Source organism: Bacillus haynesii (assembly GCF_001969855.1).
Taxonomy (GTDB): domain Bacteria; phylum Bacillota; class Bacilli; order Bacillales; family Bacillaceae; genus Bacillus; species Bacillus haynesii.
This window is the reverse complement of the sequence record NZ_MRBL01000010.1, coordinates 1-19,023: the sequence shown is the minus strand read 5'-3', so window position 1 is coordinate 19,023 and position 19,023 is coordinate 1. Positions and strand designations below refer to the sequence as shown.

23 protein-coding genes and 3 pseudogenes are annotated in these 19,023 nt (G+C 41.0%); 23 read left to right on the top strand and 3 right to left on the bottom strand.

What is annotated here, in order from left to right:
* The first annotated feature begins 32 nt into the window (after positions 1 to 32).
* Together BTA31_RS09975 and glnA are read left to right on the top strand one after the other, a co-directional pair.
* On the top strand, positions 33 to 440 hold the full coding sequence (locus tag BTA31_RS09975) for a MerR family transcriptional regulator (protein ID WP_003182143.1): 408 nt from the start codon (positions 33 to 35) through the stop codon (positions 438 to 440).
* Between the two features lie 56 nt (positions 441 to 496).
* Entirely contained in the window at positions 497 to 1,831 is a 1,335-nt protein-coding gene (gene glnA / locus BTA31_RS09970; protein WP_076791218.1) for a type I glutamate--ammonia ligase, read from the top strand.
* Positions 1,832 to 1,953: 122 nt separating this feature from the next.
* Here the strand turns inward: glnA and BTA31_RS09965 are convergent.
* Positions 1,954 to 2,142 (bottom strand): annotated as a pseudogene (locus BTA31_RS09965) (tyrosine-type recombinase/integrase); the annotation flags it as partial.
* Between the two features lie 470 nt (positions 2,143 to 2,612).
* Between BTA31_RS09965 and BTA31_RS09960 the strand changes: the two are divergent.
* The 5 genes and pseudogenes from BTA31_RS09960 (at position 2,613) to BTA31_RS09940 (ending at position 5,976) form a co-directional block, all read left to right on the top strand.
* Entirely contained in the window at positions 2,613 to 3,311 is a 699-nt protein-coding gene (locus BTA31_RS09960) for a hypothetical protein (RefSeq protein ID WP_076791319.1), read from the top strand.
* A 119-nt stretch (positions 3,312 to 3,430) separates the two neighbouring features.
* Positions 3,431 to 4,408 carry an alpha/beta hydrolase family protein gene (locus BTA31_RS09955; protein ID WP_076791216.1) on the top strand — a complete coding sequence of 326 codons (978 nt, stop codon included), beginning with the start codon at positions 3,431 to 3,433 and terminating at the stop codon, positions 4,406 to 4,408.
* 44 nt (positions 4,409 to 4,452) lie between these two features.
* Positions 4,453 to 4,734, top strand: a pseudogene (locus BTA31_RS09950) (DUF4944 domain-containing protein); the annotation flags it as partial.
* A gap of 30 nt (positions 4,735 to 4,764) precedes the next feature.
* Positions 4,765 to 5,352 carry a GNAT family N-acetyltransferase gene (locus tag BTA31_RS09945; RefSeq protein ID WP_076791214.1) on the top strand — a complete coding sequence of 196 codons (588 nt, stop codon included), beginning with the start codon at positions 4,765 to 4,767 and terminating at the stop codon, positions 5,350 to 5,352.
* A 147-nt stretch (positions 5,353 to 5,499) separates the two neighbouring features.
* Positions 5,500 to 5,976, top strand: a complete 477-nt coding sequence (locus BTA31_RS09940; RefSeq protein WP_076791212.1) for a Rok-like winged helix domain-containing protein — start codon at positions 5,500 to 5,502, stop codon at positions 5,974 to 5,976.
* Between the two features lie 653 nt (positions 5,977 to 6,629).
* Here BTA31_RS09940 and BTA31_RS09935 read toward each other — a convergent pair.
* A complete protein-coding gene (locus tag BTA31_RS09935; protein WP_043929120.1) occupies positions 6,630 to 7,250 on the bottom strand; it encodes a hypothetical protein in 621 nt (206 codons plus the stop codon).
* A gap of 722 nt (positions 7,251 to 7,972) precedes the next feature.
* Here BTA31_RS09935 and BTA31_RS09925 point away from each other — a divergent pair.
* The 4 genes and pseudogenes from BTA31_RS09925 (at position 7,973) to speG (ending at position 9,860) form a co-directional block, all read left to right on the top strand.
* On the top strand, positions 7,973 to 8,557 hold the full coding sequence (locus BTA31_RS09925) for a TetR/AcrR family transcriptional regulator (protein ID WP_043929118.1): 585 nt from the start codon (positions 7,973 to 7,975) through the stop codon (positions 8,555 to 8,557).
* 80 nt (positions 8,558 to 8,637) lie between these two features.
* A complete protein-coding gene (locus BTA31_RS09920) occupies positions 8,638 to 8,970 on the top strand; it encodes a DMT family transporter (RefSeq protein ID WP_076791210.1) in 333 nt (110 codons plus the stop codon).
* Between the two features lie 2 nt (positions 8,971 to 8,972).
* Complete coding sequence (locus BTA31_RS09915) at positions 8,973 to 9,290, top strand: DMT family transporter (RefSeq protein WP_043929122.1); 318 nt, start codon at positions 8,973 to 8,975, stop codon at positions 9,288 to 9,290.
* A 27-nt stretch (positions 9,291 to 9,317) separates the two neighbouring features.
* Positions 9,318 to 9,860: pseudogene (gene speG / locus BTA31_RS09910) on the top strand (spermidine N1-acetyltransferase).
* 37 nt (positions 9,861 to 9,897) lie between these two features.
* On the opposite strand, the gene BTA31_RS09905 reads toward speG, so the two are convergent.
* Positions 9,898 to 10,254, bottom strand: a complete 357-nt coding sequence (locus BTA31_RS09905) for a YxeA family protein (RefSeq protein WP_076791207.1) — start codon at positions 10,252 to 10,254, stop codon at positions 9,898 to 9,900.
* 192 nt (positions 10,255 to 10,446) lie between these two features.
* On the opposite strand from BTA31_RS09905, the gene BTA31_RS09900 reads away from it, so the two are divergent.
* The 12 genes from BTA31_RS09900 to wrbA all read left to right on the top strand — a co-directional run bounded on the left by BTA31_RS09900 (position 10,447) and on the right by wrbA (position 18,966).
* Positions 10,447 to 10,887: a hypothetical protein gene (locus tag BTA31_RS09900; protein WP_076791205.1), complete on the top strand. Its 441-nt coding sequence runs from the start codon at positions 10,447 to 10,449 to the stop codon at positions 10,885 to 10,887.
* Positions 10,888 to 10,965: 78 nt separating this feature from the next.
* Positions 10,966 to 11,505: a thiol-disulfide oxidoreductase ResA gene (gene resA / locus BTA31_RS09895; protein WP_076791202.1), complete on the top strand. Its 540-nt coding sequence runs from the start codon at positions 10,966 to 10,968 to the stop codon at positions 11,503 to 11,505.
* Between the two features lie 77 nt (positions 11,506 to 11,582).
* Positions 11,583 to 12,446 carry a manganese catalase gene (locus tag BTA31_RS09890; protein WP_076791199.1) on the top strand — a complete coding sequence of 288 codons (864 nt, stop codon included), beginning with the start codon at positions 11,583 to 11,585 and terminating at the stop codon, positions 12,444 to 12,446.
* Positions 12,447 to 12,528: 82 nt separating this feature from the next.
* Positions 12,529 to 13,329, top strand: coding sequence for a DUF2935 domain-containing protein (locus BTA31_RS09885; RefSeq protein ID WP_043926431.1), 801 nt, complete (start codon positions 12,529 to 12,531; stop codon positions 13,327 to 13,329).
* Positions 13,330 to 13,460: 131 nt separating this feature from the next.
* A complete protein-coding gene (locus BTA31_RS09880; protein WP_076791197.1) occupies positions 13,461 to 13,943 on the top strand; it encodes a GNAT family N-acetyltransferase in 483 nt (160 codons plus the stop codon).
* 28 nt (positions 13,944 to 13,971) lie between these two features.
* Positions 13,972 to 14,274: a hypothetical protein gene (locus tag BTA31_RS09875; protein WP_076791195.1), complete on the top strand. Its 303-nt coding sequence runs from the start codon at positions 13,972 to 13,974 to the stop codon at positions 14,272 to 14,274.
* A gap of 318 nt (positions 14,275 to 14,592) precedes the next feature.
* Positions 14,593 to 15,189 carry a TetR/AcrR family transcriptional regulator gene (locus BTA31_RS09870; RefSeq protein ID WP_043926433.1) on the top strand — a complete coding sequence of 199 codons (597 nt, stop codon included), beginning with the start codon at positions 14,593 to 14,595 and terminating at the stop codon, positions 15,187 to 15,189.
* A 203-nt stretch (positions 15,190 to 15,392) separates the two neighbouring features.
* The gene (locus tag BTA31_RS09865) at positions 15,393 to 15,848 is read left to right on the top strand and encodes a MarR family winged helix-turn-helix transcriptional regulator (RefSeq protein ID WP_076791192.1); all 456 of its coding nucleotides are present in this window, start codon (positions 15,393 to 15,395) and stop codon (positions 15,846 to 15,848) included.
* A gap of 73 nt (positions 15,849 to 15,921) precedes the next feature.
* Positions 15,922 to 16,545, top strand: a complete 624-nt coding sequence (locus BTA31_RS09860) for a nitroreductase family protein (protein ID WP_043926435.1) — start codon at positions 15,922 to 15,924, stop codon at positions 16,543 to 16,545.
* Between the two features lie 35 nt (positions 16,546 to 16,580).
* Positions 16,581 to 17,519 (top strand): ring-cleaving dioxygenase, encoded by a 939-nt coding sequence (locus BTA31_RS09855; RefSeq protein ID WP_043926436.1) that lies wholly within the window; start codon positions 16,581 to 16,583, stop codon positions 17,517 to 17,519.
* A gap of 22 nt (positions 17,520 to 17,541) precedes the next feature.
* Positions 17,542 to 18,150 carry a flavin reductase family protein gene (locus BTA31_RS09850; RefSeq protein WP_043926437.1) on the top strand — a complete coding sequence of 203 codons (609 nt, stop codon included), beginning with the start codon at positions 17,542 to 17,544 and terminating at the stop codon, positions 18,148 to 18,150.
* Positions 18,151 to 18,351: 201 nt separating this feature from the next.
* Positions 18,352 to 18,966, top strand: coding sequence for an NAD(P)H:quinone oxidoreductase (gene wrbA, locus BTA31_RS09845; protein ID WP_076791316.1), 615 nt, complete (start codon positions 18,352 to 18,354; stop codon positions 18,964 to 18,966).
* Positions 18,967 to 19,023: the final 57 nt, after the last annotated feature.

Sequence of the window (19,023 nt, the reverse complement as noted above, 5' to 3'; positions counted from 1 at the left end):
ATAAATTTATATAAGAAAAGGAGGAAATTGAGATGAGTGATAAAATTCGCCGCTCAATGCCCTTATTTCCGATAGGTATCGTCATGCAGCTGACCGAACTTTCTGCAAGACAAATTCGGTATTATGAGGAAAATGGACTGGTATTTCCTGCAAGAAGCGAAGGGAACAGACGTTTATTTTCATTCCATGATGTAGATAAGCTGCTCGAAATTAAAGATTTGATCGAACAAGGTGTAAACATGGCGGGGATTAAACAAATTTTCGCCAAAACAGAAAACGAACAAAAAGAAGACAAACAAGACAAGCCGAAAAAAGCAGAGAAGCACAACTTGTCGGATGAAGAACTGAGAAAACTGCTGAAAAACGAGCTTATCCAAGCAGGCCGTTTCCAAAGAGGGACGACATTCCGCCAGGGAGACATGTCCAGGTTTTTTCATTAATTTGTTAGCAACTGCATTGCTATATACATTTACCTTTTAGAGGAGGAGTTTTACGAATGGCAAAGTATACAAGAGACGACATTGTTAAACTAGTAAATGAGGAGAATGTAAAATATATCCGCCTTCAGTTTACAGACATTCTTGGAACGATTAAAAACGTTGAAATTCCTGTGAGCCAGCTGGAGAAAGCACTTGATAATAAAGTCATGTTCGACGGCTCTTCAATCGAAGGATTCGTCCGCATTGAAGAATCCGATATGTACTTGTACCCTGACTTAGATACATTTGTGATTTTCCCATGGACCGCCGAAAAAGGTAAAGTAGCCCGCTTCATCTGCGATATTTATAATCCGGACGGCACGCCGTTTCAAGGCGATCCGCGCAACAACTTGAAGCGCATTTTGAAAGAAATGGAAGACATGGGCTTCTCAGATTTCAATCTTGGACCAGAGCCGGAATTCTTCCTGTTCAAGCTTGACGAAAAAGGCGAGCCTACGCTTGAATTGAACGACAAAGGCGGATACTTTGATCTTGCGCCGACTGACCTTGGTGAAAACTGCCGCCGCGACATCGTACTTGAGCTCGAAGAAATGGGCTTTGAAATCGAAGCGTCTCACCATGAAGTTGCACCTGGACAGCACGAAATCGACTTCAAATACGCCGGAGCCATCCGCGCTTGCGATGATATCCAAACGTTCAAGCTCGTTGTGAAAACAATCGCGCGCAAACACGGCCTGCACGCAACATTCATGCCAAAACCGTTGTTCGGCGTAAACGGATCAGGCATGCACTGCAATCTATCACTCTTCCGAAACGGCGCCAACGCCTTCTTTGATAAAGACGCTGACCTTCAGCTGAGTGAAACGGCAAAGCAATTCATCGCCGGCGTCGTCAAGCACGCAACAAGCTTTACAGCCGTGACAAACCCGACTGTCAACTCTTACAAGCGTCTTGTTCCAGGCTATGAAGCACCTTGTTATGTGGCATGGAGCGCGCAAAACAGAAGCCCGTTAATCCGTATCCCGGCTTCCCGCGGCATCAGCACGCGCGTAGAAGTCAGAAGCGTAGACCCTTCTGCGAACCCGTACCTTGCCTTGAGCGTACTTCTTGCAGCAGGACTTGACGGCATTAAAAACAAGCTCGAAGCACCGGCTCCGATCGACCGCAACATCTATGTGATGACAAAAGAAGAGCGCCTCGACAACGGAATCGTCGACCTTCCTGCGACACTGGCAGACGCTCTCGAAGAATTCAAATCAAACGAAGTCATGGTCAAAGCCCTCGGCGACCATCTATTCGAACACTTCGTCGAAGCAAAAGAAATCGAATGGGATATGTTCCGCACACAAGTCCACCCTTGGGAGCGCGAGCAGTATATGTCTCAGTATTAATCTAGGAATCCCTTGGCACCAGTGGTGTCAGGGGGTTTTGTTTTTTGTAGGTATTTTTGAAAGTTTAAGAATGGAACCCGTAACACCCACACAACACACCCATAAAAAAATCAATAAAAAAATTACTCCATTATCGTGGAGATATACTCTTCATATCTATTCATCGAATCCATATCAATCTTTTTGCTGACATGAGAATAAATATCGGATGTTACTTGAATACTCTTGTGGCCGAGGCGCTCCTGAACATATTTCATAGATGCCCCGGATTCTAAAAGCAAAACAGCATGAGTGTCCCGAAGGGCATGAATGGTAGCGCCCGGATAAGAAGTCCTTCACGGAGAAGTATTTTAATTTAGAGGAATAGATCTTAGATCGTTCCAGACTTGCCTCTTCTGTCATTTCATACAAAGTTCTCCATTCATGAATGGTTCTGAAATGAACATCAAATTCCTTCGCAATTTTCTTGATTGAATCAATTCCTTGATCACACTCTGACAGAATGTTCAGCTAAACCCATTTTCCAACCATGAAAAATTCCTTAAGAAGAGTATTAAAGCATCAATAAATTGTATCTTAAGTGGGCTCCCTCAAAATAACCTGATTGTATATTTAATATGATTTATATAGTGAACTATGGAATATAACTTACCTAAATCAAAAGGTAAAATAGAGGCTTTTTCTGATGAGTAGATATATTTACATAGTCTAAAAGAAACTGTGAGTTGATTGACATGAAATACCAGTATGATATCGTAGTAAAAGGAAAGGAATGATGAATTTGAAGAAACAAACAAAGAATTATTATTGTCATGTTGCTCTCCTATTGTTCATTTTATCGCTCGTAGGGTGTACAGGCGGTACGAACAAAGAAGCAAAAACAGATCCTTCAGAGAATGACTCAGCTAAACAATCTCAAGAAGTAACGAAAGGGACACAAGAAAGTGACCCATCAGGCAAGCAGGAAGATAAATCGGTGCCCAAAAAGAGCTCGGAAGTATCTGCAAAAGATGATTCAAATGATGCAACTTCAGAAGAATCAAAAAACAAAGAGTCTAAAAATCTCTCTAAAAACGAAAAAGAAAACCCATTGTCTGATTATTCTTCTAAGAAAGTAGAATACGCTAGAGTTTGGTTGCAACTCGGACCAAATCAAGATTTAGATGAATTGAATGTTCGACATATTTCGGCTGGCGAACTAATCAATCCGAATGATGACACCAGTGCTAGCTATCCGGAAGATGTTATCCAGTTAGCAGGTTCTCGATTGGTGGATGGATCAGTAACATATAGTAGTAATAGGGATGGCACGATTAATGTATACAACGTTCCTTTACGTTGGGATAGTCCTGCTGATGTAGATAAAAACTTCATGCAAGAATACACACAAGGTATTATTAAAAATAGAAAGCTAGTTCACGTTGACCCCGGTGATAATGAAGAAATTATAAAGCTCATTGATATAATGAAAGTACATTAATTAGAATTCACTTTATTAGGGAGTTACCAAGTTTTCTCTAAAGCCGTCCGCTGCATCCGAAAAAACTCCGGAAAGAGAGGGGCACTAAACAAAGTGTATATCAATCAGGAGGGCAAAAAGTGTTTTTTGCAAAGATGATCGATCGTTTAGCTTTATATGATTTGCACAGAAAAAGAAGTAAAGATAAACATTTTTCCGCTTTTTCATTGAATCCGATTGACAAAGACGAATTCTATAAAGCAAATGCAGCTGATGTCGCCATTATGCTTCATGAATCTAGAAAAAACTATTTGGCTGGACACTTCAGCTATCAATCTTTAATTCCATCTGGAGACCCTGTCAATGATACTTTAAAAGGCGAGGTTTTTTTAAATAAGAATGATATAGATCAACCTAATGTTATTTTTGTACACGGCTGGCGAATGGATTCATACGACAGAATAAAAAAGATATTTCATGATCGTATCATGAACGATTTAGGCTGGAACATGTATTACTATTCTCTTCCATATCATTTTGAAAGAGAGCCGGAGCATTCGCTTTACAGCGGTGAATTGATGATAAGTGCGAATTTGAATCGTACAGTTGAATCGACGAGACAAGCTGTCGTGGATTTACGGGCATTCATTCACTGGATCAAAGCAAATAAAACCGGCCCTGTTATTATAGTGGGCGTCAGTTTAGGCGGGTGGATGACAAATTTAATGGCTACCCTTGAGACTCAAATCGACATAGTGGTATCGATATTTTATGCCAATCGTCTTTCTTATGCGATATGGAATACCATCCCGGGTAAGTTCATAAGAGAAGAATTGGAACAGCACGGTGTGACATATGAAGATTTACAAACATATTGGAAAATTACAGATCCCAGCCAAGCTGTACCGAAAGTTAATAAAGATCACATTTTGCTGATTTCCGCCGCACATGATCAATATGTTTATATAGAGGATGCTGATGATTTGTGGGAAAGTTGGGAGAGACCTGAAAGACATCTCTACAATTGCGGCCATGCTGGAATTGTTCTTTGTCGCAAAAAGCTGGCATTAGAAACGCTTTCTTTCATCCGAAAAAGATTAAAGCAGCCTCATCAGTAATGTCTTTAATTTATTAAAAGCGGACAATTTCCAGAATGTTCTAATGGGGAATTCATTTTGAAGATGCAAAAAGAACGATCGTGAAAACAATCACCTTATACATAGATGGCAAAACGTATGATGACAGAGGAGAATACGATCTTTCCGAGTATGCCGGAGAGGAAATGGATGGCGGAGGCCATATTGGAAGATCATATCGCGACTTTTGATTTTATGCCTGAAGAGGATGTCATCGGGCATGCGTTATCCGTTAAAGTGGATGGAAAGCCGGAGATGAAGAGAACACGGAAACAATGAAATTAAGCAAGATTCCGAGGTATAAATGAAACGACAACTGAATAAGGAAGTGATTTAAAATGAATGAAATTGTGATCAGAAGGCCGCAAATTGACGACGTTGAAGAGCTGAATCAGTTTTTCAGAATCGTGGTCGAAGATACTTTTGCTAAAGAGGGGATAGCCAATCTGCTTGATGATAAAGAAAGTGAAATTGAAAGTAAGAGGCAATACTTGCAAGCAGACTTAGACAGCAAGGGGAAGAGCCGGCACTTTTTTATCGCTTCAGACCAACGTTTGAATAAAATCATCGGTACAATCGAATACGGTCCTGCCAGCGAATTGATCGACATTTGTACGGATGGGGCTTTAAAAGATTTATATGAGGTAGGAACGGTATTTGTCCACCCGGATTATCAAAGACGCGGAATCGGGACTTTGCTGTTCAACGTCATGTTTTTGACCTTTCTGAATCGGGGAGTGACGGAATTTTGTTTGGACAGCGGCTATTCCGGTGCACAGAGAATATGGAAAAAGAAATTCGGCGAGCCTGACTATGTACTGAAGGATTATTGGGGGAAGGGATATGATCATATGATTTGGAGGAGACGGACGAAGGATATGCCGATTGATACAAGAACATCAGTCATGCCGTCGGTGCTGCCATAGAGGAATCATGAACATAATCATCCTTTATATTCCATATATGTTTTAGCCAGAAAAAGAACTTTTCTTGAATTTATTTTTAAATAAATTGTTAAAGTTAAAAAAGTCCTATAAACTATAATGGAATCTTAATTTTAGGATGTGGGAGATATGTTCAATGAAAGAGAAGCGCTGCGTTTGAGACTTGAACAGCTAGGAGATGCGGAGATCCAGGTGATGCGGGAATTGCGAAAAGAACGACAGGACATTTATTCGAAGCTGCGTGAATTGGATCGGGAGAGTGATCCCGCAATTAACAAAAAATCTTCATTAATCGACTTGGCAAGCGCTGCAGCAGAGGAATTAAAACAATCCCAACATGCCGCTGACAAACATCCGTCCACAAAGACTCCATCTTATACTATTTTCCAATCAAAAACAACCATACACCGTGAGGCTGCCTTAAACATTTTAAGCCGCCATGAAGAGGGCTTGAAAGGCATTAAGCTCAAAACTGAAATCGAGAAAGAAACCGGCTTTCCGATTAAAAACATGACGACATTTATGAAGAGCTTAATGAAACATCACCCTGAAATTAAAAAACCTGCCCGCGGCCATTATATTTTGCATAAAGAAAAAGAGTTTTAAGTTTGGAATAAGTTTTTTGGCATTATTCCAGATTAATATTGTCATAAATCAGGTTGGGATTTTTAAAAAACTGAAACCAAACAGCATCTATATTGTATAGTTAGATAAAATCAATGCAAGGGTGTTCTACATGTTGGATAAAAAGAAATACTTCATGATTATGGTACCGGCTTTAATTTTAGCGTTTTTATTTCAATTTTTTGTTCCCTCAGAGCAAAGGTACTTGGGGATTGTGTTATTTTAGCAGGCGGGGTGATTTATTATCTGTGGGTGCATATAGAAAAGGACAAACAGAAAGATTGAGCGCATCCTTTGATTTGCGATTCATCTAAAAAAACGTCTAAAACAGACGTTTTTTTATTGAGATCCATTGTTAGCCAACCTGCTGGGCGGCAACCGACTGAGCCGGTAAACAAATGCTCAAACAGCCGTTTCTCCCAGATTTTATCGATCTTTTAACTTTAAGGCGTAAGCTTTGAACTGTTAAGAGCTTTGATACTTAAGCTTTAAACGCTGAACGCTGAGCTTTGAGCTTTTATCTCACTGTTGGCACAGCGTCTCTTTGGCTGTGCTGATGAAATAAAAGGAGGGAGTTACCTTTCCCTCGGAAGGTGTTTAGTTTTATCGGTTTTCGGTTGACTAACAATCGGCCGTCAATCGATTTTGATTTTGGTTAGTGTATTGCTCTCGGACAATGCAAAGTCAACTTCCATTTCAAAGTCCTCGATCTTTTTTGATAAGGAATCGATCTTCTCTTTTAGATTCAGCGGATCGATGATATTTGCTTCATTTTCAGCGAGGAAAGATTTGACGATTTCCTGGTTTTCAGCCGCTTTTACTTTGCCGTCTTTTCCGAAAAGGGTCTCCAGGTGTTTGTCCAGTCTTTCCGTTACTTTTTGATTGACGTTCTCGGCTTCGCCGACTAAATCAGCGTACACTTCCTTCAGCTTATCCAAAAGCTGAATGTCGTAGCTGATGGAGGTTTTTCTTTCGATGGCTTCAGCCACGGTCATCTTGACTCCGGCCACTTCGATTTTGGTCGTCGCGTTGGATACAACAATGGCAGATTTAATGGCATTTCGCCTTTTGATTAAGGCTTCGATTGATTGATAATCGGCTTTCGCCCTGGTTTCCAAGTCTTCGGTTGACCGGAATCCGTTCGGCAGTTTCTTTCCGATCATCAAGCCTCCGAATGTGCTCTCATTTACGGCCCGCTTGATTCTTTTATCCAACATTTTGAGTTCGCTTAGTGCTCTGGTGATCGTAAGTTCCATTCTATAGCCCCTTCGTGATTTTTATATTAAAAAGGTAAAAAAGCTCTTTATTTACACATTAAAGTAATAGTTATATTATATTTATTTTCTATATTTTACATTTTGTGTATATATTTTCATGCGTTACAATAGTCCAAAAAGATTAATAGAAATCGATAGGAGGTCGAACCGATCGTTCGATTTCATTATGACGATGAACATTGCATTTCCCTTTAAACGGAACAGGGAGATCAGCAAAAAATTTAAAATGCTCGACAAAGAGGGGTGGTATCAAAATATCACCTGCCGATTGGGAACCTTTATCCAAATGAACCTTTCAGTAAGGCGCTTTATCGCGCAATCGGATGTTGAAAGGATCTTAAACGAAACCGGTAAGTTCCGAATTGAATGACAAGAACTTTTAGCAAAAGAAAAGCTTTGCTGAGGACTTTTCCCAATGCTTATTGTTTGTCTTTGTTCCGTTTTACTGCAAAACATACAGCGAGGACGGCTGCGATAAGAGAGGCAGCTCCGCATACAAGCTTGATCAGCGGTTTCAACAATATCAACTCCATTGTTTCGGTATATGTGTAAAGTATAAAAGCGATTCATGTCCAAAGACAGCGTAAGCTTAAGATTTTAAAGAAATTTTAAGGAAATAAGTCCTGCGCCGCCCGGTTGACAATGAAAAGCCGCTCCAATAAAATGAATGATAGTCATTCATTTTTAGGGAGGTCTGCAATATGCCAAAGCAAACGTCCGGGAAATATGAAAAGATTTTGCAGGCGGCCATTGAAGTCATTTCTGAGAAGGGGCTGGATAAGGCGTCGATTTCAGATATCGTGAAAAAGGCGGGTACTGCGCAAGGCACTTTTTATCTTTATTTCTCATCCAAAAATGCGCTGATTCCGGCGATCGCGGAAAATCTTCTGACACATTCTTTGGACCATATTAAGAGCAAGGTCGACGGAACCATGTCTTTCTGGACCGCCTTGAACATCATGATCGATGAGACGTTCAACATGACGGAACTTCATCAGGATATTATCGTTCTTTGCTACTCAGGTCTTGCCTTTGACCATTCAATGGAAAAATGGGAGGCGATCTATCAGCCTTATTATTCCTGGCTTGAAGGACTTATCGAAAAAGCGGTTGAGAAAAACGAGGTCATTCCTGACATCAATGTGCGTTGGACGGCCAGAACGATTATCAACTTTGTCGAAAACATAGCGGAACGTTATTACATCGGAGCGGAAAAAGACGAAGAGATCAGTGTGTTCAAAAAAGAAATATATACTTTTCTGAAGAGAAGCATAGGAACCAAGTAAAAAATGACCGGCTGCAGCTGTTCATTTTTTATCGCCCTAAAAATGACTGACGTTCATTCACAACAGGAAGGGTGTTATCATTGAGTTGGCTCCTCGTAATTGTTGCGGGTTTTTTGGAAGTGGTGTGGGCCTCAGGTCTTAAACATGCGGATTCATTCGCCGATTGGCTGATGATCTTTGTACTGATCGCTGTAAGCTTTATCATGCTGATACGATCTTACAGGAACATTCCGATGGCATCGGCTTATACCGTATTTGTCGGGATCGGAACGGCCGGCACATATGTGACAGGTATTTTTATGGGCGAACCCTTTTCAGGAGGGCAAATATTTTTTTTGATCGTGCTGTTGGGAGGCATTATTGGCATGAAGATGTTTACAAAAGAGAACAATACTCAATCAGGAGGTGATTGATGATGCCATGGATGTTTTTGGTGATTTCCGGAATCGAAGAGGTCATTGCAGCCATCGCCATGAAATATGTAGACGGCACAAGAAAAAAATGGCCGATCATTGTCATGGTGTTGGGGTTTGGCTTGTCTTTTTTCTGCCTTTCAAAAGCAATGCAGGTGCTATCAGCCGGTGTTGCGTATGCGGTTTGGACCGGGATCGGCAGCATCGGCATTACGGCAGTCAGCTTATTTTGGTTTAAGGAGCGTATTCGTGCTCCGCAGCTTATCTCGCTTGGTTTTATTATGATCGGGGTGATCGGCCTGCGCCTTACATCATCTTAAATTTAATTTACATTGGAGGTTGCTGAAATGTTTAATCAGCTTAAATTGCGTCCGCTCGAAAGAGAAAACCTTCCGTTTGTCCACCGTCTTAACAACGATGCGAAGATTATGTCGTATTGGTTTGAATAACCGTATGAGACTTTTGTTGAGCTGCAGGATTTATTTGACAAACACATTCACGACCAAAGCGAACGGCGCTTCATCATAGAGAAAGAGACTGAGATGATCGGATTGGTTGAACTGGTCGAAATTGATTATATTCACAGGCGGGCGGAGTTTCAAATCATCATTGATCCCGAGCATCAAGGGAACGGTTATTCGTCAAGCGCAACGTATTTGGCGATGAACTACGCATTTTCCGTCTTGAATTTGCACAAATTGTATTTGATCGTCGACGAAGATAATGCAAAAGCTATTCACTTGTATAAAAAGGCAGGGTTCACAATCGAGAGCGAGCTGCAGGATGAATTTTTCGTCGACGGTTATTACCGTAACGCTATTAGAATGTGCATTTTTCAAGATGAGTTTTTATCACTTAAAAAAAGCAAAGAGGAAGGCATGCAGGAATAAACAAAAGAGATGGCGGCGCCATCTCCTGCATGCTTTTTTAATTTTTCACACCTAATCGATCTTTGGCTTTGTCGGGAATATCGTCTTTTTCAACCTCTTCCCATGACTTCACGCCTTTATTTTCAGAATAGAAAATCCGCAAAAACGCGCCTATGCGAAGGTTTTTATCAGCTGTGAATTCCATTGTTTTTTCTTGACCGTCTTCATCAAAACCGGCCAGTACATATTTGAAGACGGAGTATTCCTCACCGTCGTCAAACTTCGACGTGTCTTCCTTCCCGTTTCCGGTAATGTGAACATAATATTCGTCTGTCCCCACACGGTTTAAGTTACATCCGCTTAATAATGCTGCAAATATGATCATCAGGTTGATCCATGCGATATGCTTTTTCACTTTTTCACCTCATTTATGATTCTGTCTAAGATGATAAGTTTCATTGTCTGATAAAAAAATTGAATAACGTGACATGAACATTACACTTTTGTAAGGGATCGTTCAGCACACTCATCGGGAGACGCGGAGATTAAATTTCAATATCCTTTTTATTCAATAAAGTTTATAATATGGAAAAAGGGAGGGGTGCCAATGAAAAAAATCATATTTTTGATGGTGTGTTCAATCATTACGATCTTCGGTTTTCATATTCAACCTGCTGATGCTGCGGTTACAAAAGATGAGAAAAAGACGACCATGACAATGACTGAAGATGATGTGGGATTTTTTATGGCGGACAGTACCAATGTAAATTACTACCCGACATGGCTGTATTACAAGTTTACGATTTTTAATGCAGAAGGCTGCACACTCAACATCAAGCTGCAGAGAATCACGTTAACAGGACATGCGATCACTTTAAGCGAGAAAGAGTTTACGGGAAATCATCTTCATTTAAGTGCTGCGGATAAAGTGAGCGGGACGCCGTACCGAAACCATTTCTTGAATATCACAAAAGTGTCGGGTTGCGGAGATGTTGGAATTACAGGTTTTTACGGCTTTGAGCATCAAATGCCGGACTACTCATCATAAAGAAAGCACCGGAGAGGACTTTTCCAGAGTCCTTTTTTCATATCAGGGCTAAAAAACGTTACATATCGGGAGAAAAAAATGAAAAAACAAACGCTGCTTTTATTGAGAGGCGCCATCCTCCTGCTCCTATGTTCTGCGGCTGGTTATGCTCTTTATCAGCATGTTGCCGGAGGCCGTAATGAACAGGCGGGCACCGTCCTTCAACAGCAGGCATTGAACTTTAAACTATCCACTTTAGAGGGCGGTGACATCGAACTGAAGAAATTACGGGGAAAGGCGGTACTTGTCAACTTTTGGGGGACTTTTTGTACACCGTGCAAAGAGGAGATGCCGGTCATGCAAAAAGCTTATGACCGTTTTAAAGGAGACGGTTTTGAAATCATCGCTGTCAATGTGCGTGAATCGAAAGGTGCGGTAAAGCGCTTTGTCGACCGCCATGGCTTAACTTTTCCGGTCGCTTTGGATCAATCGGCTGAAGTTTACCGTTCTTGGGAAATGTATTATTTGCCTACAAGTATATTCATTAATCGGGAAGGAAGACCAGAGCGAATGTATGTCGGAGGAATGTCTGAGCGGCAAGTTGATATGTGGATTGAAGACCTTCTTAGCGGTTCATAGAAATTCTCGTTTAAAGGCATAGACAAACACCTATTGTTCTTATCGTTCATAAGGTAGCTCTGGAGAGGAGCGATCTTATGTTTTTTCATATTAAAGAACTGCAGTACCATGCAAAGCCTGAAAAACCAGATCCATTATTTGCGAAAAAGCTGCAGGAAATACTGGGAGGACAGTTCGGGGAAATATCAGTAGCTCTGCAGTATCTTTTTCAAGGCTGGAGTGTCAGAGGAAACGGCAAGTACAAAGATCTGCTGATGGACACAGGAGCTGAAGAGCTCGCCCATATCGAGATGCTGGCGACGATGATTGCAAGGCTTTTGGACGGTGCGCCGGTCGGCGATCTTGAAAAAGCGGCAAAAGATCCTGTGATCGGTGCCATTCTCGGAGGGATGAATCCGCAGCATGCCATCGTATCAGGATTAGGGGCGATGCCGGCCGACAGTGTGGGAAACCGCTGGACCGCCGATTATATTATCGCAAGCGGAAATTTGCTTGCCGACTTTCGGGCAAATTTAAACGCGGAATCGCAGGGGCGCCTGCAGGCCGTCCGCCTTTATGAAACGACGACGGACCGCGGTGTCAAAGATATGCTCTCCTGGCTGATTGCAAGGGATACGATGCATCAAAACCAGTGGCTTGCAGCCATTAAAGAACTGGAAGCGAAAGAAAATGTCGTCGTCCCAAGCACGTTTCCACGCAATCTGGAAAAAAGGGAAGTCTCTCATGTATTATTTAATTTTTCAAGAGGCAACGAGAGCGCTGCAGGCAGATGGGCGAAGGGACCAAGCATGGATGGGGAAGGTGTTTTTCAGTATGTTGAGCATCCTCAGCCCCTTGCGAAAAAACCAGTGTTAAGACCTGCGCCTTCATATATTCATGATACGCCGCCATCAGTCATTCAACATCCCCGGAATGACGTACTGCCTCCGAATCTTTATTGATCAGGTTCAATTCACATGATCATATTTCGGGCTTGCAGCGAATAGCCATATTGAAGAATGGTACTTAAAGGGAGGCGCAAGCTTGAAAACTTATAAGGAGACGGCCGTTTTCGAACATAAATTTTGGCTTCAGGTTTTAGGTGATCATGCACGTTTTATTTTGGACTCTTTGGCTGAAAGGGAAAAAGAAGATATTCAAAAGGCGAAGCAGTTCAAGCAGACGTTTGATGTTTTGCTGAAAAAAGTGAATGCTTCGCCTGATTTGTATTCATTAACGCTTGAAGCTGAAGAATATGCACTTCAGCTCAGGAAATTTAAACTCTCCATCATTAAAAGGCATCTGACAGGCGATATTAAAATTCACCTTTCTCCGACTTTTATCAACCATATGGTAAATGAACTGGAGGAATATTTGCTTGTACTTAAATACTTGAAAAAGCGGGAAGTGCCGCCTGTTTTCCACGAGCTGCACCACCATATGCTGTGGCTGATGGATGCCGCCGGACATGCTGGTGCAATTGCCGATGATCTGGATGCGGTTGAAAAACGTTTGAAAAAGAAGAGCAGGGAGTTTGTCAAACACTTTGAACAGTTCTACATTAAATCCGTTGAATTGACGGGGTATCTCAGAGCGAATGTTGAATCTTTTCCCGCTCTCAGAAGGATGAACAAGGACGTAAAGCTTGAGATCGAACTGTTCCGTACCTTTTTGAAAGAAGTGGAGGAGTTGGAGCTTACAGATCAGATGCTCGGTACGTTCTCTGCACTGATGGCAGACCATATGATGAGGGAAGAATGCTATTATTTAATGAAAATCGCCGAATCGACAAACACGCAAAAACCTGCGTGTGACCCTGCAAAACCGAGGCTGCTTGAAAAGTAATGCCGGCGGTTTTGCTATTTTTTTGATGAAGCCGCGAATCGATTTTGGCACCTGCGGTTTGCACAGCCCTTTTCATGCGATTATAATTCAGAATATATAGAAAACCTAAAGACTCTTTGGAGGGCTTTTTCGTGCAAGTCAGAAAAATAAAGGATTCGGATGCCAAAAGCTATCTCAAACTCTGTGAAACGATCGATGAAGAATCTGAATTCATGCTGTTTGAACCAGGTGAACGAAAGCTTCAGGCACAACGGCAAATTAAACAGATCGAATCCGGAATGTGCGAAGTTTTTGTTTGTGCGGCTGACGACGGAAGCTTAATCGGATATGTTGCAGCAGCCAGGGGGCAGGTTCAGAGAGCTCGCCACCGCGCCCATGTGGTGATCGGCATACGCCAAGCGTATATCGGACAAGGTATTGGAGTAAAGCTGTTTCAGGCATTGGAAAAATGGGCCTGTGAAGAAAAGCTTCACAGACTTGAACTGACTGTTATGACTCATCATACAGCCGCCGTTCGTTTATACAAAAAAACGGGCTTTATCATTGAAGGCACTAAAAAGCATGCTTTGAGAGTAATAGGGCAATATGTTGATGAATATGTCATGTCCAAATGAATCAACGAATAGCAAAGGGAGGTTTCAAATGAATGACGGGTGCCATCAGGCCATTGCTGCTGTCAGTTATTACAAAACAGAACGGACGATTGATTTTAACCGGCAAACTTATACAAAAAAGCAGAATCAAATGTACTTGTACAACGATAAAATTTTAACAGCAAGCCGCCAGTATCGTTTGGAGCACGTCTATGACGTTTCATACAGACCTTTTTCCGAGGCCGGTTTGCTTTACCTCCATACGAACCAGGGGGTATTTGCTTATGAAGTGAACGTTGACCCCGGGTATTTCATTGAGGCTTTTAAAAAACAGAAAAATCCAATTGAATAAATTGCAATATATATGAAGTTTTTAGCAGTAAATGCTAGAATGAATGTTGGGAATTTTGCAAGGGAAGGAACATACCGGCCTGTTAGGGCGATTGGCCTTGTTGACTTACCGGGCTAATGTCACTTGGCGGTATTTATATGTCACTGCTATGCTTGATGAAAGAACGTCCGCTTAGGCTGCAAGTGTATGTTTGAGCAAAAGATTTTAAGCGTCTTTTTCCAATTTTCTTTCACATAACGAGTCCTTGACGTTCCCAGTATATCGAAATACATAGGCGGTTTAACTTAATTAGAGAAGTAGAGAGGACAGGACAGCTTAATGAAAAAGAAGAAACAGAATACGGTTCAAAAGATCGTAGAAGCCGGATATCATCTGTTCGCCCAAAATGGATATTCGGCAACCTCTGTAGATGAAATTATGAAAGAAGCCGGTTTTTCTAAAGCTACGTTTTATTTGTATTTTAAGTCAAAGGAGATGCTGTTTCTCCATATTATGAATGAGCAGATGGAAGATCGCTTTCAAACCAGCATGAATTGTTTTCGAAAAAAGACGCTGAGGGGCTTGCTTGCAGGGATTGAACACTTGATTCAAACATCAAATAAAGAGCATTCGACAGCGTTATTTTTGGAATTTATGGCAAATAGTCATAGATATCCTGAGATTCAAAGAAAAGTAGCCCTTCTTTATGAGCAGTGGAGGGAGTTTTTTGTTGAAATGATCGAGCAGCTGCAGGAAGAAGGCATCGTTCAGAAACAGCTCAATCCGAAGGTGATGGCGTCTACGCTGATTGCGATTTTTAACGGCTACAACCATCAACACCACGCGGATCCGTCGATTAATAAACAGGAACAGCTTCAGTCCATTATTTTCTTGCTGAATCCGAAGCTGCATCTCCAGATAAAAGACAAGCTATGACTACATCATAAGACTTTTGAAACAGCCGGCGCTGCCGACCTTGAGTCGGCGGTTTTTTTCGTCAGATGAATCCTCTTCAGTACGCCGCAAAATAAAGCAAATCAAATGCATCCGTTTAACAGTTCTCTTTTAAATAGTTGACACAAGCAAATCGTTATTATACAATTATCTCGAATTCGAGATAATTAAAAAGGATGAATGCCATGGGCAGTCAGGATATGGAGAGATACGAAGAGGAGTTGTCTTTAAAGGCATTTATTGTCTTGTCTCGAGCATTACAATCGATTAAAAAGCGCATCGAAGAAGACATTAAATGTTTAGGACTAAACCCAACTGAGTTTGCTGTTTTAGAATTAATCTATAGTAAAGGTGATCAGCCGATACAAAAAATAGGCGAAAAGGTATTAATCGCAAGCAGCAGTATGACCTATGTTGTAGATAAACTAGAGAAGAAAAGTTTAATAGTGAGAAGGCCTTGTCCTAAAGATCGCCGTATAACATACGCTGCCTTAACGAATGAAGGAACTGCACTGATGAACAATCTTTTTCCAAAACATAAAGCAGCTGTGAAAGGCATTTTCGGCGGGCTAGATATGAAAGAAAAAGAAGTTCTAATTGAAAAGTTGAAAAAACTGGGCTTCCATGCCCAAAGCATGTAAATTTTTTTGCGATAATATCTCGAATTCAAAATATATGAATTCATAATAATTATCGATTGCGAGGTTAGTGGTGATGACCGAATTTTTAGAATTAGTAAAAGAAAGACGATCAGCAAGTAATTTTCTTCCTGGGTATTCAATTTCCGAACAGGAGCTTAATGAGATATTTGAAATCGTCAAATTGGCTCCCTCTGCTTTTAATTTGCAGCATACAAACTATATTACGGTGTTGGATAAAGAAAAGAAGAACATGTTGCATGAAGCAGCTAATGGCCAATACAAGATTCTAAGCTCATCGGCAGTCATCATCGTTTTAGGTGACAAAAAGGCCTTTCATCAAGCAAAAGATATCTACGAAGGTTTAAAACTGCTCGGAGTCCTCAATAAACAAGAATACGATGATATGGTTCACGATACGGTTTCTTTCTATCAATCCAGAGGGGAAGAATTTCTAAGGGATGAAGCCATCAGGAATGGCTCATTATCTTCTATGCTCTTGATGATGGCTGCTAAAGAAAAAGGTTGGGATACTTGTCCCATGATTGGCTTTGATCCTCTAAAGGTTAAAGAGGTATTGAATATAAGTGAACAATATGAGGTTGTCATGATGATCACCCTCGGGAAGGAAAAAACAGAAAGCAGAAAACCGCGGGGATTTAGAAAACCTGTAAATGAATTTGTAACCTATATCTCATAATAAAGCTAAGTTTTATGAAAGAGGAGTGAAATAAAATGAAAAAGAAAACAAGCGGAATCCATCACATTACAGCGATTGTCGGCCATCCGCAAGAGAATGTGGATTTTTACGCTGGCGTTCTAGGTTTACGTTTAGTGAAAAAAACCGTTAATTTTGATGATCCGGGAACATACCACCTGTATTTCGGTAATGAAGGCGGAAAACCGGGAACGATTATGACATTTTTTCCATGGGTAGGTGCCCGTCGAGGAGTAATCGGAGATGGTCAGGTGGGAGTTACTTCTTACGTCGTTCCTAAAGGTGCAATGGCATTTTGGGAAAACAGATTAGCAAAATTCAATGTGCCTTATACAAAAATGAACCGTTTTGGAGAGGAATACTTGGAGTTCGATGATCCGCATGGACTTCATCTGGATATTGTCGAAAGAGAAGAAGGGGAAAAGAACAACTGGAAATCAGGAGAAATAACACCGGATCATGCAATCAAAGGATTTGGCGGAGCAACACTTTTATCTAAACAACCGGAAAAAACGGCTGAATTATTAGAGAAGGTCATGGGGCTTGAAAAAGTTGGGGAAGAAGGAGATTTTGTACGTTTTCGTTCTTCTGGTGATATAGGAAATATGATTGATTTGAAATTAACAACTATAGGCAGCGGACAAATGGGGACTGGTACAGTTCATCATATTGCCTGGAGAGCTATTGATGACAATGATCAATTAGAATGGCAAAAATATGTTGCGGAAAATGGTTATCGTGTTACACCTGTGCAAGACAGAAATTATTTTAACGCGATTTATTTTAGAGAACACGGAGAGATCCTATTTGAAATTGCAACAGATCCTCCAGGATTCGCCCATGATGAATCACATCAAACAATGGGAGAACAGTTAATGCTGCCGGCCCAGTATGAACACTACAGAGAGCAGTTAGAAAGAAGATTAATTCCTATAACAGTGAAGGCGCTGGATTAATTTTTTTAAAGGAAGTGATTCAATGCTGTCCATTGATCCGCATACCAAAACGGAAAGAGAGAACTACAAGTTTTTAATCGGGAGTATTATACCGAGACCTGTTGCGTTTGTTACAAGCTTATCAGAGGAGGGCGTTTTAAACGGAGCTCCTTTTAGTTATTTTAATATTGTATCCTCAAATCCCCCGATGATCTCCCTGTCTATTCAACGTTTGGAAGGGAGTCAAAAGGATACAGCGAGAAATATTTTGAACAGCAAAGAATTTGTGGTCCATATCGTTGATGAACAAAATGTTGAAAAAATGAATACAACGGCCGCCAGCTTACCTCCAAGTCAAAGTGAAGTTCAGTTCGCGGAGTTAACTCCCGTTGAAAGTGTGAAAGTCTCGGTACCGGGCGTAAAAGAAGCAAAAGTGCGTATGGAATGTGTTCTGGAATATTCATTAGAGTTGGGAGATAAACACTCACCCGGCTGCGATTTCATTATAGGCAGAGTCGTTCAATATCATATCGAAAGCGGCATTTATGAAAATGGAAAAATCGATCCAAGAAGCCTCGGTGCCATCAGTCGCTTGGCCGGACATGATTACGCAAAGATTGGTGAAATCTTCACCAGGGAAAGACCGAAGTAATAAATCATCTATAATATCTCGAAGTTGAGATTTATTAAATTGAAATGTTTTAAGTTTATTCTAGTAAGGAATAATAATGGCAGCTAAACACCTTCAAGGGGGTGGTTCTTAAAAGGTTTACCAAAAAGAAAACAAAAAAGCGGGTGTGAAAATATGGGGTTTTTAGACAAATTATTTAAAAAATCAAAGGAGATGGATCATATGTCAAATGTAAAATTAGCTGTAGTTTTTTATAGTATGGGCGGAACAAACTATCAATTAGCCAAATGGGCTGCAGAAGGAGCAAAAGAAGCAGGTGCTGAGGTCAAAGTATTAAAAGTACAAGAATTGGCTCCGCAATCAGTCATTGAGGGAAATGAAGTGTGGAAATCAACTGTTGATGCAACAAAAGACATTCCAGTCGTAACCTCAGAAGATATCGAGTGGGCAGATGCTATTATATTCAGTACACCAACACGTTTTGGTAATATGGCATCGCAAATGAAACAGTTTCTTGATACTCAAGGCGGACTTTGGGCAAATGGCAAGACAGTTAATAAAGTTGTAAGTGCAATGTCCTCCGCTCAAAATCCACATGGTGGTCAAGAAGCAACGATCTTGTCCTTATATACTTCAATGATGCACTGGGGAGCTATTATTGCTTCTCCTGGATACACTGATCCTGTCCTATTTGGGGCTGGCGGAAATCCATATGGAACGAGTGTTACAGTCGATCAAAACGGAAAGATGATTGAAGACGTAGAAGCTGCAGTGAAACATCAAGCAAAACGCACAGTGACAGTAGCTGAATGGGTTAAAAAGGGCAATCGGGAATAATTGAAATTTAATATTAAAAGAGCCAATCATTTGGCTCTTTTCAGCTTGTCGACAAAG